The organism is Bacillus sp. ISL-47, assembly GCF_018613175.1.
Lineage (GTDB): Bacteria > Bacillota > Bacilli > Bacillales > Cytobacillaceae > Cytobacillus.
In genome coordinates this window covers 15,504-32,676 of the sequence record NZ_JAGGQS010000090.1, presented here as the reverse complement: position 1 = coordinate 32,676, position 17,173 = coordinate 15,504, and the positions used below count along the sequence as shown (strand labels likewise).

Here is a 17,173-nt window from a genome sequence, read left to right as displayed (position 1 = left end):
TTGTACGTTTAAACAGAGTATATTTAAAATATCAGGGATCGAACTATTGACAACCTAGTTATATTTACTTAATATTATGAGTAGTTATTTGATTTTGAATTTTCAAACATTATAATATGCAATTCATATATAGTCTATAGTTATCAGTTTAATTAAGGGGGCTATATCGAATTTCTTTATGCATTTCGCATAGGTTATTCGATATGCTTCCTTTTTTTATTATTAAATTAATGTCGGAGGTGATGTTAAAAGTTCTCAAGAAACAAAAGTTTCCGCTGTTTAAAACGATGATAGGGGGATATGTAATGATTAATTTTAGAAGTCGATTCTTGTTTCTAACCTTCTTTTTTGTAGTTACCCTGCTTATAAGTGCATGCAGTAATAATAGTCAAGTAAATAACCAGACAAATAATGGAAGCAAAGATTCAGAAAAAAATTCAACAAAAGAACAGGTGATAACAGTGAATGCCTTATCTGAACCTCCCAGCCTGGAACCCGCATTAATTGATAACCAGGTAGCGGGGGATATATCAAACCAGTTATTCGAAGGTCTTGTCCGCTTGGATAAAGAAGGAAAGATAGTTCCGGGTGTGGCTGAGAGATGGGAAATTTCAGACGATGGCACAATTTACACGTTCTACTTGAATAAAGATGCGAAATGGTCAAATGGTGACCCTGTGACTGCTCAAGACTTTGTCTATTCCTGGGAAAAGGTATTAAGGCCTGAAGTAGCATCTCCGCTAGGAAGTAATTTATTTTTTATCAAAAATGGTGCAGCATATAATGAAGGCTCCTTGAAGGATCCTGCTAAGCTTGGTGTTAAAGCTGTAGATGAATATACCCTTGAAGTTACTTTAGAAAAACCAACTTCCTTCTTCTTGGGACTGACAGCCTTTTTCACATTATTGCCAATCAATGAAGAAGTTGATAAAGCAAATTCAAAATGGGCATCAGAAGCTGACACTTTTGTTTCAAACGGCCCCTTTAAAATTGAGAGCTGGAAGCACGGACAAGAATTAATAATGGTACCTAATGAAAACTATTGGGAGAAAGATGTCGTTAAACTGGATAAGCTAAAGTGGGTAATGGTGAATGAACAAAATACTGAATATGCAATGTACCAATCAAATGAGCTTGACTTCTCTACGAACATACCAAATTCGATAAGAAATAAATTAATTTCTTCTGGAGAGGCAAATACAGCACCAAGTGCAAGTTTAGCTTATTTACGTTTTAATCATAAAAATGACATTCTCGCGAACGAAAAAATCCGCCAAGCATTAGGTCTAGCGCTGGATAGAACTCTTTTAGTTGAAAAAGTAACACAGGGAGGAGAAATTCCAGCTCTAGGTTTAATTCCAATTGGATTGAGCAGCGGCGCAGGAGAATTTAGGGATTTAGCGGGAGAATCCTTGTTTAAGGATAATGATGTGGAAACAGCAAAACAAAGGCTGCAGGAAGGGCTAGATGAGTTAGGCCTTTCCTCGTTACCGAAAATCAATCTACTATTCTATACCGATGATACGTACAATAAGCTCTCCCAAGCCATGCAAGAAATGTGGAAGAAAAACTTAGGGATAGAAGTTGAGCTCCAAACAATGGAGCGTAAAGTATTTGTTCAAAATGTTCAAGCAGGGGATTATCAACTAGCAATTTACAGTACGGGTGCGGACTATGATGATGCAAGCAATTTAATGGGACAATTCATGACAGGGGATGTCTATAACTATAGTAATATCTCTATTCCCGAGTACGATCAGTTAATGAAAAAAGCAGAAGCTGAATTAAACTTGGAAGAGCGGGCTCAGTATTTGGTGGAGGCAGAAAAGGTTCTTATAGATCAAATGGCTATTTCACCTCTTTATTACCGAACGAAGGTATACCTGCAAAAGGATAGTATTGATGGAATCTTTCAATATACTATCCAAGCCATTGATTTCCGGGAGGCATATGTGAATTAAAGATCAAAACAATAAATCCGAAAAAAATTTCAGGTTTTTGTTAGAAATTCCGCTGAAAGAGTGTACGAAAAGTACACTTTTTCAGTATTTTCAGACCAGATCTGCTAAAAAATAAAGGAGGGGGATTATGCGCCAATTTCTGGTTAGGAGGATTATTAGTGTCTTTATGACACTGTTTGTTATTATTTCGCTTACCTTTTTATTAATGTATGCCATACCAGGAGATCCTTTTACAAGTGAAAATCGCATACCAGAACAGGTAGTCGAAAACTTAAAAGAGCATTATGGGCTTAATGATCCCATGTTAATTCAATATATTAAATATCTTAAAGGAGCATTATTATTCGACTTCGGTCCTTCAATCAAATGGGATAATCAAACAGTAAATGAATTAATAGCAAGTGGTTTTCCCGTTTCGGCCATGATTGGTCTGCAAGCCATTCTGATTGCAACGTTTTTTGGCATTGTATTAGGAATATTTGCTGCTATTCGCCATAATAGTGCTATTGACTATTTTTCTATGATTATCGCTATTCTTGGCCTTTCTGTTCCCAGCTTCATATTCGCAACAGTTTTAATCAACTTTTTTGCCATTAAGCTGCAATGGTTTCCAGTTGCAACATGGGGGACATGGAAGCATTCTGTCTTGCCAAGTGTTGCTCTTGCCGTTACACCAATGGCGTATATTGCCCGCCTAACTCGATCGAGCATCCTTGAAGTTTTATCTATGGATTATATCCAAACTGCAATGGCAAAGGGTGTAACCGGTGTCAGATTCGTATTTAGGCATGTGCTTAGAAATGCGATGATTCCAGTTGTAACAATACTGGGACCTATAACGGCCACTGTATTGACAGGAAGCTTTGTTATTGAACAGATTTTCGGTGTGCCTGGATTAGGCAAGTATTTTGTGGAAGGAATTACAGATAGAGATTATCCACTAATCTTAGGGACAACGGTGTTTTATAGCGCTATCTTAGTATTCTTTATTATATTGGTTGATATTGCATACGTTCTGATTGACCCAAGAATAAAACTTATGAAAGGGAGGGGATAGCAGATGCAGCCAGTGCGGGATGAACTCTTTGTATATAAGAAAAAAAACAAAGAGGAGGATTTTCTAAGTAAACCGAGTGTCTCTTTTTGGAAAGATGCATTGGGGAGACTAAAACAAAACAAGTTGGCTATGACAGGACTTGGAATCATAATTTGTTTAATCACGATGTCCATTATAGGTCCTATGCTTGTACCTTATTCGTATTCTGACCAAAGTCTGTTAAATGCTAATCTCCCTCCATCAAAAGATAATTGGTTTGGAACAGATGATTTAGGAAGGGATATATTTTCAAGGACTTGGGTAGGCGCCAGAATATCCCTCTTTATTGGGATAACAGCGGTTTTATTAGACCTAATCATAGGTGTAATATGGGGAGCGATTGCAGCTTACAAAGGCGGAAAAACAGATGAAATCATGATGAGAATCGTAGATATTCTTTATGGACTTCCTCATTTGCTTGTAACAATTTTATTAATGGTTGTATTAAAGCCAGGTTTACTCACAATTATTATAGCTATGGCTGCCACTGGATGGATAGGAATGGCACGTTTAGTTAGAGGGGAAATTCTAAGATTGAAAGAGTCTGAATTTGTGTTAGCATCGCAGGTATTGGGAGGAAGTTTTTTCAGAGTACTTTTTAAACATCTTATTCCGAATGCGATGGGTCCGATCATTGTAAGCATGACATTATCTGTTCCTGGTGCAATATTTGCAGAAGCTACATTAAGTTTTTTAGGGCTTGGTGTGCCCGTTCCGCTTGCAAGTTGGGGAACTATGACGTCAGAGGGCCTTGTCACCTTATTGACAGGTGAGACATGGAGACTATTTTTCCCTGCATTGTTTATTTCCTTAACCATGTTTTCATTTAATGTGCTTGGAGATGGTCTACGAGATGCCCTGGATCCAAAGCTGAAAAAATAAGATACCTGATAATTTAACTCATACATTAAGGGGAGGAGATAATGTGAACAGACTGCTAGAAGTGAAAGACCTTCACGTTCAATTTCATTCTAAAAACCAGCATATCCAAGCTGTCCGTGGGATTTCCTTTCATGTCAATAAAGGGGAAGTTCTTGCTATTGTCGGTGAATCAGGCTGCGGGAAATCTGTTACTGCAAAAAGCATTATGAAATTGCTGCCTGAGAAATCTTGCACCATCCCAAAGGGATCCATATTGTTTAACGGCGAAGAAATAACCACAATGAAGAAAAAACAGCTATCGAAGATTCGAGGGGCAAAGATAGGAATGGTTTTTCAAGATCCGATGACTTCATTAAATCCGACAATGAAGGTGGGCGACCAAATTGCAGAGGGGCTCATTATTCACAAGGGCTACAAAAAAAAGTTAGCACGTGAAAAAACAATTGAAATTATAAAGCTAGTGGGGATACCCAACCCTGTACATTGCTGTACCAAATATCCTCATCAGCTCAGCGGAGGAATGAGGCAGCGAATTGTCATAGCTATGGCGCTGATCTGTGAACCCGACCTTTTAATTGCGGATGAACCCACGACAGCCTTAGATGTCACCATTCAATCACAAATTCTAGATCTATTAAAGGAACTCCAGCAAAAAATGGGCATGGCGATTATTCTTATTACACATGATTTAGGCGTTGTGGCAAGATTCTCGGATCGAGTCAATATTATGTATGCTGGAAAAATAGTTGAAAGCGGAACAAAAAGTGAAATCTTTTACAATCCTAAACACCCCTACACTCTTGGATTATTAGAATCTGTACCCAAACTTGATCACAGCCGAAACCAAAAGTTAACGGCCATTGATGGTACTCCGCCGGACCTTGCAGAACCTCCAAAAGGCTGCGCTTTTTCTCCACGATGTCCTTTTGCAATGGATGTTTGTGATGAATATAATCCGGAAAAAACGGTGCTATCACGTACTCATTATTTAAATTGCTGGCTAATGGACCCAAGGGCTCCGAAAGTCGCATCTAACAAAACAGTATCAAAAGCGGCTAATGAATGAGAATTATACATATTAAAAATGAAAGGAGACCTTGATGGAAAAAATCCTGGAAGTAAAAAAATTATCAAAACATTTTCAAGTGGGGAAAGGATTAGAGTTAAAAGCGGTTGATGATATTTCGTTTGATATTTATGAAGGAGAAACACTTGGACTAGTAGGCGAGTCCGGCTGTGGTAAATCAACAATTGGAAGGACCATCATCCGATTGTATCAGGCAACATCAGGTAAGGTAGTTTATAAAGGAAAAGATGTGCATAAGTTATCTAAAAACGATAAAAAAGACTTTCATAAAAATATGCAAATGGTATTTCAAGACCCATACGCTTCATTAAATCCGAGGATGACAGTTGCAGATATTATTTCAGAAGGACTAGATATTCACCGTTTAAAAAAAGGTGAAGAAAGAAAAGAGGCAGTATATCAGTTACTAGAAACCGTAGGCTTAAAGCGAGAGCATGCTAATCGTTATGCACATGAATTTAGCGGTGGCCAAAGGCAAAGGATAGGCATAGCACGGGCATTGGCTGTTGAACCACAGTTTATTATAGCGGATGAGCCTATATCAGCGTTAGATGTTTCCGTTCAGGCACAAATTGTAAATCTTTTGATGGAGCTTCAGCAGAAGAGAAAGTTGACCTATTTATTTATTTCTCATGATTTATCCATGGTAAAATTAATCAGTGATCGAATCGGTGTAATGTATTTAGGAAAATTGATGGAATTAGCACCTAGTAAAAGACTCTATGACAACCCGCTTCATCCATATACTACTTCTCTTCTTAAAGCGATCCCGATCGCTGACCCAGATATAGAGGAATCTAAAGAAAAGATAGCTATTTCAGGAGACTTACCAAGTCCAACCAATCCTCCCAGCGGCTGTGTTTATCGAACAAGGTGTCCTTTTGTAACAGAGAAGTGCTTTCAGCAAAAACCTATTCTAAAACAGGTAGACGAACAACATTTCGTAGCTTGCCATTTAGCGTAAACAATTGTTAGAAAATTCAATATTGACAAAATATTAATCTATTAATAAGATTAATATAATCCTTTCGTCATACAATCTAACAGAATTGTGAGTGTCTGCCCAATGAATGTAAGTCCTGATTCAAGAATTGGAAGAAACGCAATGCTTTTGGCCCTTTTAGGCCAGGAGAAGCTAGAACCTGCATTTATTAAAGATTTAAGATTACAAGGTTATATATATTGTCAAGGTAAAACCGGCTCGATGGAAACTCAGAAGGTGGTGGCTGCGATAGAAACAGCTGCCAGGCAAAATCAAGTCATTGAAAAAGACATATACCGTGAAACGCATGCTTTATATCATGCAATCATGGAGGCGCTTCATGGGGTTACAAGAGGGCAAGTGCTACTAGGAACTGTTTTACGAACTGTAGGATTAAGTTTCGCTGTAATAAGAGGCAACCCATATAGTTCCGAGGAAGAAGGAGAATGGATAGCGGTGGCCCTTTACGGAACAATTGGTGCTCCAGTAAAAGGTTCTGAGCATGAAGCAATTGGTTTAGGTATCAATCATATATAAATAGTCCATAGTGATTAAGTTATCAGGGGACTATATCATCAGATTTCTACAGTATGAATCTGGTGATATGGTCTCCTTTTGTTTTTTATTAATACATTCTAGATCTAGTATTATCTCACTGACTATTAATTTGACAGAAAGGTGGAAGAATTTTGATTGAATTGACAGGAAATTCATTAACCATGGAAAAAGCATTTAAAATTATATTTGAAAATGAACCTATTTTTGTTCCTGATGACATTTGGGATCAAGTAAATACAAGCAGAAAAGCTGTAGATAATATTGTAGCCAACCAACAGGTAATATATGGAATTACAACTGGATTCGGTAAGTTTAGCGATGTTTATATACAGCAAGAGAATGTAGAAGAGCTACAATTGAATTTAATCAGAAGCCATGCATGCGGGGTTGGCGAGCCTTTTTCTGAAGCTGTGACCAGGGCTATGGTATTGTTCCGCATTAACGCTCTGCTGAAAGGTTTTTCAGGCATTCGAAGGACGGTAATCGAATTATTAATAAACTTATTAAATTATCAAATTCATCCCGTTGTACCTCAACAAGGATCACTAGGAGCGAGCGGAGATCTTGCTCCTCTTTCCCACATGGCACTTGTTTTAGTGGGGGAAGGGGAAGTAATATATCAGGATAAAAGAATGGAAACACTTGAAGCATTTAATAAAGCTGGGCTACAGCCTATTTTTTTAAAAGCTAAGGAAGGGTTAGCGCTTATTAATGGCACCCAAGCAATGACTGCAATGGGATCAGTTTCATATATTGAAGCAGAAAATCTCGCATTGCAGGCAGACTATATCGCCTCGCTTGCTTTAGAAGGACTTCAAGGTATTATAGATGCATTTGATGAGGACATACATTTAGCAAGAGGGTACAAAGAACAAATAGAGGTAGCTGCAAGAATCCGGCAGGTTTTACATGGCAGCCAGCTTGTAACAAAGCAAGGTGATTTGAGGGTTCAAGATGCTTATTCACTGCGTTGTATTCCTCAGGTCCATGGAGCAACATGGCAAGTATTGTCTTATGTTAAAGAAAAGTTAGAAATTGAAATGAATGCAGCCACAGATAATCCGCTCATTTTCGATAACGGGGAAAAAATTTTGTCTGGCGGGAACTTTCATGGGCAGCCAATTGCCTTTGCAATGGACTTTTTGGCTATTGGAATGTCGGAACTCGCGAACATCTCAGAAAGGCGTATTGAACGCTTGGTGAATCCCCAATTAAATGATTTACCGCCTTTTCTTAGCCCTGAGCCCGGGTTGCAATCTGGTGCAATGATCATGCAGTATTGTGCTGCTTCTTTAGTATCTGAAAATAAGAAATTAGCCCATCCAGCTAGTGTAGATTCAATTCCTTCTTCTGCTAATCAAGAAGATCATGTGAGTATGGGTACCATAGCATCCAGGTATGCATATAAAATTATCAATAATACAAGAAACGTCCTATCTATTGAATACATTTGCGCTTTGCAGGCAGCTGAATATAGAGGTATATCAAAAATGGCACCGTTTACTCACCAGTTATATGAATTTGGACGAACTTTAGTGCCATCAATTAGAAAAGACCGAATTTTTTCAAAAGATATAGAGCATATGGCAGCCAGGCTAAAAGCTTCGCATTTCAAGCAAGACTGTCTTATACAGGTAGAGGATGCAGTGGCCATAAAAATAATTTAGCGTTTGCCCATCCAGCAGAGGTTTTAACTATAACTTAAAGCATATCTTAAATAAGTTATCAAAATTAGGATCTGTTCCCCTTGGATAAAAAGAATCCCAAATTAAATCTGGGGCCAATCTGAAAAAAGTATTTGTAAATCCACCCTGTAAGAATGAAGAGTCTTTCTTACAGGGGTTTTTAAAAAAAAGGGTAGCCCTTTTAGAGATAATACATTTGTAAATTGGATTTAACCAATAGGACTTTATTCCATTTATTTTGGGGAAGGAGCTCCGTATTGAAATTGAATCACAAAAAAGCGGTTTTTAATATGTTTGTGAGTAATTCAGAGCCCTCTATTGATTTAGACATTTTTCTTTTCAGTAGATATATTGATCTTTTCGGTACAGCTATGTCTGTATGAAAGGGGACAATAATCACTTCATTTTGCTGGATTAAACGTTTAGCAACTGTATTGGGAAGAAAACCAAGTCCGTTTCGTGTTTTCAAGAATTTTAATAAGAGTGAAACATGGTCAATTTGTATATAGCAATCTTGATTAGCAGAAACTTCTCTAAACCATCCTGTAAATGTTCCTCCCCAGTTTAGATGTATATAATTTTGATTCCTCAGGTCCTTGCTTAAAACGAAATGATCAGGAACAGTAAAATTCGAGTCGGCAACCAGAACAAAAGAATCCTCAATAATTAGCTCCATAGTGATATTTGCATGATTAATTGGATAGAAAACGATTGCGATATCGATTAACCCATCGATCATTTTTCTAATTAGGATATCGGAATGTTCCGTTATTAAAGATAATGAAATTTCAGGGTGTGTTTGTTGAAAATTATCGATGGATCCAAACAACACATAATCCCATAATGCGTGCGTTGTGCCTATTATAAGATGATCACTAAAGCTATTTTCTAATTGGACAGCCTTTAGCCCTTCATTGTTTAATTCCAAAATCCTCTCCGCATAAGGGAGAAAAACCTTTCCCGATTCTGTTAACTTGATGTTTCTCTTATCCCTTTCAAATAAGTCTTTTCCTACTTGCTTTTCAAGCATTTGAATTCTAGTTGTAACAGTAGACTGTACAACATTTAGTAATTCTGCTGTACGCGTAAAGCTTTTTGTATTGGCCACAAATAAAAAGGCTTTAAGCTGTTCAATATCCATCAAAGTCCTCCTTAGACTAATTCAAAAAAACAAATTACAGTAATTCAAAATATTCGTTTTACAAATAAATAGCTGTCCTTTAAGATTATCATATATTCTAATAATTCTAAATATTTTAAATTTAAGGAGGGGTATTGTGCAGGTTTGGAATACGTCTGTGAAAGTTTTTGAATGCATCAAATGTAACCAGCCTTTTTCACCAAATGATTACCTTACAGGCTGCCCTGTATGTTTGGAAAAACAGCAACCTTCAAGTCTTAAGGTTTTGTATGATCAAGACATCTCATGGTCCATTAACAAGTCAGCAAAAGGTATGTTTCGATACGCAGACCGGTTGCCCTACAAAACTTTTCCTACTCTTGGTGAAGGGGAAACTCCCATTATTAAAATGAAAGGCCTTGAAAAGGAACTAGGCATACCCGAACTTTGGTTGAAAAATGAGGGGCAAAATCCCACTGGATCCCATAAAGACAGGATGAGCCCACTTATTGTTGCGAGAGCAGCCTCGTTGAAACGTTCAACGGTCATTGCAGCTTCAAGTGGCAACGCAGGTGCATCTTTGGCAGCTTATGCAGCTGCAGGAGGATTACACTGTAAAATTGTGACTACTCCAAAACTTAATGGCCCATGGGAAAAAGCAATTCGTCTTTCCGGAGCAGAAATTATTAAAGTTCAAAGTTCATTAGAAAGATGGGATACAGTCCGAAAGCTGGTAGAGGAAGAAGGTGACTATCCGGCCACGAACTACAACATTCCCCCGGTAGGAAGCAATATGTTTGGTGTTCAAGGGTACACAACAGTTGCATACGAAATTGTTGAGCAAATGACCGAGTGCCAGCCTACTGCTGTTATTATCCCTTGCGCAAGAGGCGATCTGCTTTGGGGAATTTGGGAAGGATTTGTTGAATCACTACGGCAGGGATGGATTACTTCCATACCCCGTTTATATGCTGTAGAACCTTTTTCCCGCTTAACTTATGTTCTTCAAGGAAGGGATTACAGAGGGGAATTTAAAGGAGATTCAAGCCTTTTGCCTTCTATTGGAGGAGAAACAGTTACATTTCAATCTTTAGAAGCAATTAAATCTTCAGGAGGAGGAGCGGTTGTAGTTACCAATACAGAAGTGGAAAAGGCTCAAAGGGATTTAGCTAAAAGAGGGGTTTTTGCTGAGGGATCAGCAGCTATAACATGGCCAGCTGTCTCAAAACTGGTCAAATCAGGAAAGATAGATGAAAATGACCGGGTTCTTTTGATGATTACATCACATGGCTATAAAGGAGTTTAATTTTTGAAGGTACAAAAAAATTGCTTTAACATTGCTTATTTCAAAGGGGGAACAAGGGGTGAAATTAGCAACCAAAACGCTTATTGCTATTATGTTAGGTGTCCTAGTTGGGTTAGGGCTTAGTATTTTTTCTCCAAATCTATACGGCATATTAAATTCCTATATTTTTAGTCCAGTCGGTGAATTGTTCATTAAGGCTATAAAAATGATTGTTATTCCTCTTGTATTTTCGGCAGTTGTTTTAAGTATGATCTCCATTGGCAGTCCAAAGAAATTAGGACAATTGGGAGGAAAAACGGTTTCTCTATTTGTGGCAACGACTATGATTGCGTGTACAATAGGAATTATAACGGCTATCGTAATTGGACCTGGAAAAAATGTAGTAATCCCTGAAAGCTCTTCAATACCACAAAGTGAAGACCATAGCGGCCACGGTGCTTCAGCAACTGACTCAGTAGAAATCCCTACACTAAAAGACACAATTTTAAACTTCATTCCAAGCAATCCCTTTGAAGCTTTTGCTTCTGGAGATATGTTGCAAGTCCTAACCTTTTCTATATTTTTCGGCATTGGTTTGGCATTGCTCGGAGATAGGGCAAAAATTATAAATCAGTTTATAAATCAGCTTAATGAGCTAATGATGAAACTTGTTCAAATTATTATGAAGACGATCCCTTACGCGGCTTTCGCACTTGTTGCTACATCAATGGGTACTACAGGCTTGGAGCTTGTTGGATCAATGGTAAAGTATCTAATCGTTATTGCTGTAGGATTAATTGTTCATGCGTTTATTACTTATGGCTCCATGATATCTCTCTTTACAAAGTTTAAGCCTGTTCAATTCTTTCATAAAATGACACCCGCCATTGGGACTGCTTTTGCAACAAGCAGCAGTGCTGCCACACTCCCGGTCACAAAAAGCTGCTGTGAAAATGACCTCAAAATATCCAATGATGTAAGTTCTTTTGTTCTCCCTCTTGGAATGACTATAAATATGAATGGTGCTTCTTTAAGCCATGGAGTAGCTGCCGTTTTTGTCGCACAGCTCAATGGGATAGATTTAGGCCTTGCTCAATACTTGACTATTATTTTTATATCCTTACTAGCTTCAGTAGGTGCCCCTGCAATACCCGGAGGAGGAATAGTATCCCTATCAATGGTTTTCCTGTCAGTAGGTTTACCGATTGACGGGGTAGGAATTGCGATTATTTTAGGGTTATTTAGATTAGTTGATATGGCCTTAACATCTGTAAATGTATTGGGTGATGCAGTTTGCGCTAGTATTGTGGATGGGAGACAAGGAAATTCCAAAGAAGTTATCAAACAAAATTTTGTATCTTAATTCCTAACTTACAAAGATTAATAGCTTGCAATTAAGTTTTATAATATAATAAATCAGTCATTTTCACAAGAATCAGAGGAAGGATTTCCTGACCTATCTGTTTAACTATGCATACTCTAAAAAATAGCGACATGTATTCCTTGTCTAGTCTCCTGGATTTAAATATCCAGGAGATTTTTTTTGTAACAAAGAAATTGGTTACGCCCTATCGGATATGTACCTACCTAGGTAAGTAAGAGAATGCCTTTACAAATTTATTTGAAAATCATGAATTTTAACAACCCATTCTTATTAATGGACTATCCAAAGAATAAAAAACTTTTTATCTCCATACTTTCTCAAAATAAATGTGCAATAATATTTTTTTTAGCAATATCCAAGTTACAAGGAGGAGCAATGTGGATAATATTTTTGGGGAATACAGCTTAATGGAGCTTTGGAATCCATATTTATTTATTTTTACGATCATTATCTTTGCATCTTATGCTATAACAATTAAAAGTTATGAGACATCTGTAAAAAAAACATTCTTTTTTTCGTTTGCAATAATCCTACTTTATCTGTCCTTGGGTAGTCCAATGCATTTAATAGGTGACAGATACTTATTTAGCGCCCATATGCTTGAGCAAGCATTGGTGTATCTCGTTGTCCCGCCATTATTATTGCTTGGAATTCCAAAAGAAATTGGTAAAAAAGCTGATGAATGCATAGGGAAAAATAAATGGTTTTCTTTTATAAGAAGACCCCTTATTTCTTTACTATTATTTAATATCATATTTTCACTCTATCATATCCCCGAAATCTTTAATCAGATTGTCAGCAATAATATGCTGCATAATTTTACGCATGTAACACTAGCCTTTTTTGCATTTGCAATGTGGCTGCCGATCATTCCATTATCTCAACGCATGAATCTTCTGTCTGGCCTCCAAAAAACAGGCTATATCTTTGGAGCCGGAATACTATTAACACCGGCCTGTGCTCTTGTTATTTTTGCAGACAACCCTATGTACATTCCTTATGCCGAAGCTCCAAGGATTTTTAGTTATCAGACTCCGCAACAAGATCAACAATTAGGCGGCATTATTATGAAGGTTGTACAAGAAGTGGCATTTGGATTTATGATTGGACATATCTTCTTTAATTGGGCAAGGGAAGAGCGTTTAAAAGATGCTGAAGAAATCAAAGGGTGATAACAGTTTGGTAAATAGGTTCATCAGCTTAGATCAGTCATTTGTTTGGACAGTTTATTTTCACACCATAATATCTATGAAAGGCTTATAAAAATGACCAAAAGAAAGAATATTTGTCTATTAGTATGTATATTGCTGCTTACCATCACTGGTGCTTCTTCAATTTTTATAGGTGCCCACACTATTAAAAATGTGGATCACAATAAACCTTCTAAGTTGACAGGGCATGGAAAGACCACTGTATCAAGCGTTGGAATATTTGGCAAAAATACTTCAGTTACAAACAAAAGTGAACCTTATATTCGAATATCGGCTACACAAATAAATCCAGCTAATATGTCTCTTGAAAACTTGAACCAGATTGCAAGTTTTAATGGTGTAAAGGAAGTCTATATAATCCTGAATGCCACAAGCAATTATGGAGAAATTTTAGGTATTGATCCAAAAAAGATGACAATACCGAAAAACGGGAATCAGTTTATTGATTTACAAGTAATAGAGGGAAGACTACTTACTGAAGAGGATAATGAAAAAAACATTATAATAGTAAATGATTTATTTGCACAAGGTCAAAAAACAACGGAAGGCGTTGCAATTTTAGGGAGGTTAGGCTATCATTCAAAAAGCTTTATGCTAGGAGAAAATGAAATGAATATCGTGGGGATTTTTTCCAGTATTAAAAGTGAGAAAAAGAGAATCATCATGCCGTTATCTACCTTAGTAAACCTGAGTGGAAAACAAATTAAATTGAAGAAAATGGAAACGTTTGTATTCTTAGAGGAATCAGCTAACTTAAATGCATTAACTCAAACAATTAGAAATAAAGTCGATACTCCTAATATTTCAATGGAGATTTTTACAAATACCGAATAATATTCGATAACAAGTCTTAACAATCTGTTTAAATGGAAGGTTATGGTCAAAATCGAAAACTAGACGGAGGAATACCATGATTTTATTTCAGAAAGAATAAAAGATTGAAACCATTTGAATATTATTCGATAGAACGGAGATATATATGAAGTCAAAAATCTATTTTTCGCTATTTGTTGTCAGCTTTGTAATCATGGGGCTGGAAATGACTGCCACAAGACTGATAGCACCTTCATTTGGTAACACTGTTTACACATGGGGAATTATTATTTCAATTTTCCTAATTGGCTCAAGTGCAGGATACATAGTTGGAGGGTATCTAGCTGATAAAGCAAGCATTCGCGAAATCTTGTTGTTTATTTATCTTATTGGTATTCTTTCGATAGCCATTATTCCCTTGATTAAAACTACGCTCTTTCCATTACTTGAAGCGCTTTCAAGTACTTCCGGTACTACGCTCGGTGTGCTATTGCTTTATTTAATCCCTAATTTTCTTCTAAGTATCATCGGGACTGTTCTTATGAAGGATGGTATAGGAGAAATGGCAAGTGGAAAAGTCATTGGCAGCTTACATTCAGCATCAGCTATCGGAAGCGTTCTTGGAACACTTGTGACAACTTTCTGGCTGATTCCATGGACTAATATCAACTCCATTATTGGGCTCCTTGCGGGCTTAGTATATTTAACTAGCATTTTTTATTGTGATACTAAAACAAAGATGCAAGGTTTTTTATTGATCATTCCTGCTCTGTTTATTGTGCTTCCTTTTCTTTCAGTTGGAGAGAAATCCCAAGATATTCTTTTGAAGAAGACAAGTCTTTACCATGATATTTATGTATTGGAAAGGGATTTCTATCAAGGCAGAGAAGGAAGATTTCGCTCACTTACCTTCGGAAATAAAACAACTATTCAGGGAATGATGGATATGAATCAGCCTGATAAACTTCTCCTTGATTACTCAAAAAGCGTGTGGGAGGTTTCTAAGAAATTTGCTCCAGAGAGTAAAGAAGTCTATATGATTGGCCACGGTATTGGAACATTAACACGTAAGTTTGAAGATGCAAATAAAAATGTTCTCGTTGCGGAAATCGACGAAGAGGTATTAGACGTAAGCCGTCAATATTTTCAATACAATGGAAATAGTGTAGAGATTGGTGACGGGAGAAAAATTCTAAAAGAGCAGAAAAATGGATTTGATCTAATCTTTTTGGACGCTTATAACAATACAACTCAAATTCCATTTCATCTAATTTCTAAAGAATTCTTTGAGCTAACAAGTGAAAAGTTAAATAGTAATGGCATTTTAGTTATTAACGCAATCGGTGAACAGAAAGGAGATTTGCTGATTGAATCAATGAATAGCACTTTAAAATCAGTGTATCCCTATGTTTATATCTATGGGATGGATGATGGAAAAGGAATTCAGAACATGACAATTGTTGGGAGTAAATATCCGATTAAGGATAATAAAATAAAGGGACACAACTTGATCAAGGTTGGAAAAGGGAAAGTGATTTTAGATGGAGACACTAAATTAACTAACCTAAATTAATTGTATAGTTATTTATCAAGTTACAGTCCTATTACCGCACCCAAGAAAAATGAAGAATGTAACCTATGTATTCATCCAAAAATAGCTGCAAGCCGCCTTTGGGGTTTGCAGCTTTTAATTTTAAATTTAAGGATTTCCATGCTGACTTTGCACAAACATATTCCTGAACTTACTTCGACACACTTTCTCTTTAACTATGCATGAACGGTATTATTTAAAATACTAACTAAAAAGCTCTTCTAATCAAAAAACTATAAGGGTCTTCATATTTTCTTGACATCTTTTTAGTAATTTAAGTTTTAAAGCTTTGTAGAGTATTTCTTTGTATACACGTCTTCAACCCTCCTTCTTTTAACTAACTGTGTTTGGCCAGCGGGGTTAAGTCACGGTAAGAATGTTGTATCACCTATATCAGAAAGTTCACTTGAAAATATATAGGAGGTGTTTAAGATTAATGTTTTGAAATGGAGTATACTTGTATCGGGCTTAGGGGTAATGCTATTAGGGTGCTCAAAAGACGAGAATTACAATGAAGGATTCCGTTTCACCGAAGTTATTGATAGAAACATAGAGCATGTTCACGGTCTTGGGTACACCGTGGAAAAGGATGAAATCTTTGTCGCTACTCATTCAGGTTTATTGAAGTACTCAAATTGGCGCTGGTATGAAACCACGGCCAATAAACACGATTATATGGGATTCCAAGCAACGGATGATGGATTTTACTCGAGTGGTCATCCCTACACAGATTCTGATTTTAAGGATCCTTTTGGCCTAATAAAAAGTAAAGATAATGGAGAGACTTTAGAAAAATTAGCATTTTACGGAGAATCTGATTTCCATCACTTAGCGGTAGGGTATTACAGTCATGCGATTTATGCCATAAATGAAGTTCCTAATTCTAAATTATTCACAGGGATCTTTTTTTCGGAGAACAATGGTGAAACATGGAAAACAAGTAAACTGAACGGCCTAACTTCTAAATCAATTTCCAAAATCGCCACCCATCCAAAGGAGGCAGCATTGGTTGGAATTTCCACAGAGGAGGGACTTTTTTATTCGACAGACTTTGGTGACAACTTTCAGAAAATAAGTAAAACAGATATGATAACCTCCCTATATTTCGAAGAAGAGGCCCTCCTTTTTTCCTCAATAGCAGATGGTGATGCTCGATTGTATGAGTTAGATTTATCCACTAGATTGCAAAAAAAAATCCGGTTACCGGAGATTAATAGTAACGATGTAATTATTGAAATAACTTCTAACCCATTGAATAGAAATGAAATAGTGTTAATTTCTCAGAAAAATGATATTTTCCTAACAAAAGATAGAGGATATAAATGGAAACAAGTAGTGTCAAACGGAAAAGTTGGATTGTAACAGCTGAAATTTGAAAAAGAATCTCCATGATTAATAAGCTGAAACATCCAACCTATCCTAGATAGAAAGATCTCAGGTTATAAAACAGAGAGTTACTCAATACTGATTCAAATGGTGGAAAATATCCTTTGAAATGGAATTGGATAAGTTATGCTA

14 protein-coding genes are annotated in these 17,173 nt (G+C 36.8%); 13 read left to right on the top strand and 1 reads right to left on the bottom strand.

Features of this window, described 5'->3' with window-relative positions; translation table 11 throughout:
- Positions 1-305: 305 nt before the first annotated feature.
- The 7 genes from J7I93_RS24555 (at position 306) to hutH (ending at position 8,233) form a co-directional block, all read left to right on the top strand.
- Positions 306-1,961: a peptide ABC transporter substrate-binding protein gene (locus J7I93_RS24555; protein ID WP_214729497.1), complete on the top strand. Its 1,656-nt coding sequence runs from the start codon at positions 306-308 to the stop codon at positions 1,959-1,961.
- A 127-nt stretch (positions 1,962-2,088) separates the two neighbouring features.
- Positions 2,089-3,018: an ABC transporter permease gene (locus J7I93_RS24550; RefSeq protein ID WP_214729495.1), complete on the top strand. Its 930-nt coding sequence runs from the start codon at positions 2,089-2,091 to the stop codon at positions 3,016-3,018.
- A gap of 3 nt (positions 3,019-3,021) precedes the next feature.
- Positions 3,022-3,939 carry an ABC transporter permease gene (locus tag J7I93_RS24545; protein WP_214729493.1) on the top strand — a complete coding sequence of 306 codons (918 nt, stop codon included), beginning with the start codon at positions 3,022-3,024 and terminating at the stop codon, positions 3,937-3,939.
- 43 nt (positions 3,940-3,982) lie between these two features.
- Positions 3,983-5,005, top strand: coding sequence for an ABC transporter ATP-binding protein (locus J7I93_RS24540; RefSeq protein ID WP_214729491.1), 1,023 nt, complete (start codon positions 3,983-3,985; stop codon positions 5,003-5,005).
- Between the two features lie 34 nt (positions 5,006-5,039).
- Entirely contained in the window at positions 5,040-5,990 is a 951-nt protein-coding gene (locus J7I93_RS24535; protein ID WP_251025988.1) for an ABC transporter ATP-binding protein, read from the top strand.
- A gap of 102 nt (positions 5,991-6,092) precedes the next feature.
- Positions 6,093-6,545 (top strand): histidine utilization transcription antiterminator HutP, encoded by a 453-nt coding sequence (gene hutP / locus J7I93_RS24530; protein ID WP_214729487.1) that lies wholly within the window; start codon positions 6,093-6,095, stop codon positions 6,543-6,545.
- Positions 6,546-6,697: 152 nt separating this feature from the next.
- A complete protein-coding gene (hutH, locus tag J7I93_RS24525; protein ID WP_214729485.1) occupies positions 6,698-8,233 on the top strand; it encodes a histidine ammonia-lyase in 1,536 nt (511 codons plus the stop codon).
- Between the two features lie 286 nt (positions 8,234-8,519).
- On the opposite strand, the gene J7I93_RS24520 is transcribed toward hutH, so the two are convergent.
- Positions 8,520-9,392, bottom strand: coding sequence for a LysR family transcriptional regulator (locus tag J7I93_RS24520; RefSeq protein WP_214729483.1), 873 nt, complete (start codon positions 9,390-9,392; stop codon positions 8,520-8,522).
- A 136-nt stretch (positions 9,393-9,528) separates the two neighbouring features.
- Here J7I93_RS24520 and J7I93_RS24515 point away from each other — a divergent pair, with 136 nt between their 5' ends.
- The 6 genes from J7I93_RS24515 to J7I93_RS24490 all read left to right on the top strand — a co-directional run bounded on the left by J7I93_RS24515 (position 9,529) and on the right by J7I93_RS24490 (position 17,017).
- Entirely contained in the window at positions 9,529-10,677 is a 1,149-nt protein-coding gene (locus J7I93_RS24515; RefSeq protein WP_214729481.1) for a threonine synthase, read from the top strand.
- Positions 10,678-10,735: 58 nt separating this feature from the next.
- Entirely contained in the window at positions 10,736-12,019 is a 1,284-nt protein-coding gene (locus tag J7I93_RS24510) for a dicarboxylate/amino acid:cation symporter (RefSeq protein WP_214729479.1), read from the top strand.
- Positions 12,020-12,417: 398 nt separating this feature from the next.
- On the top strand, positions 12,418-13,212 hold the full coding sequence (locus J7I93_RS24505; RefSeq protein WP_214729476.1) for a cytochrome c oxidase assembly protein: 795 nt from the start codon (positions 12,418-12,420) through the stop codon (positions 13,210-13,212).
- Between the two features lie 93 nt (positions 13,213-13,305).
- Positions 13,306-14,085, top strand: coding sequence for a hypothetical protein (locus J7I93_RS24500; RefSeq protein WP_214729475.1), 780 nt, complete (start codon positions 13,306-13,308; stop codon positions 14,083-14,085).
- Between the two features lie 145 nt (positions 14,086-14,230).
- On the top strand, positions 14,231-15,637 hold the full coding sequence (locus tag J7I93_RS24495; RefSeq protein WP_214729473.1) for a fused MFS/spermidine synthase: 1,407 nt from the start codon (positions 14,231-14,233) through the stop codon (positions 15,635-15,637).
- 459 nt (positions 15,638-16,096) lie between these two features.
- Positions 16,097-17,017, top strand: coding sequence for a F510_1955 family glycosylhydrolase (locus J7I93_RS24490; RefSeq protein ID WP_214729471.1), 921 nt, complete (start codon positions 16,097-16,099; stop codon positions 17,015-17,017).
- The last annotated feature ends 156 nt before the right edge of the window (positions 17,018-17,173 follow it).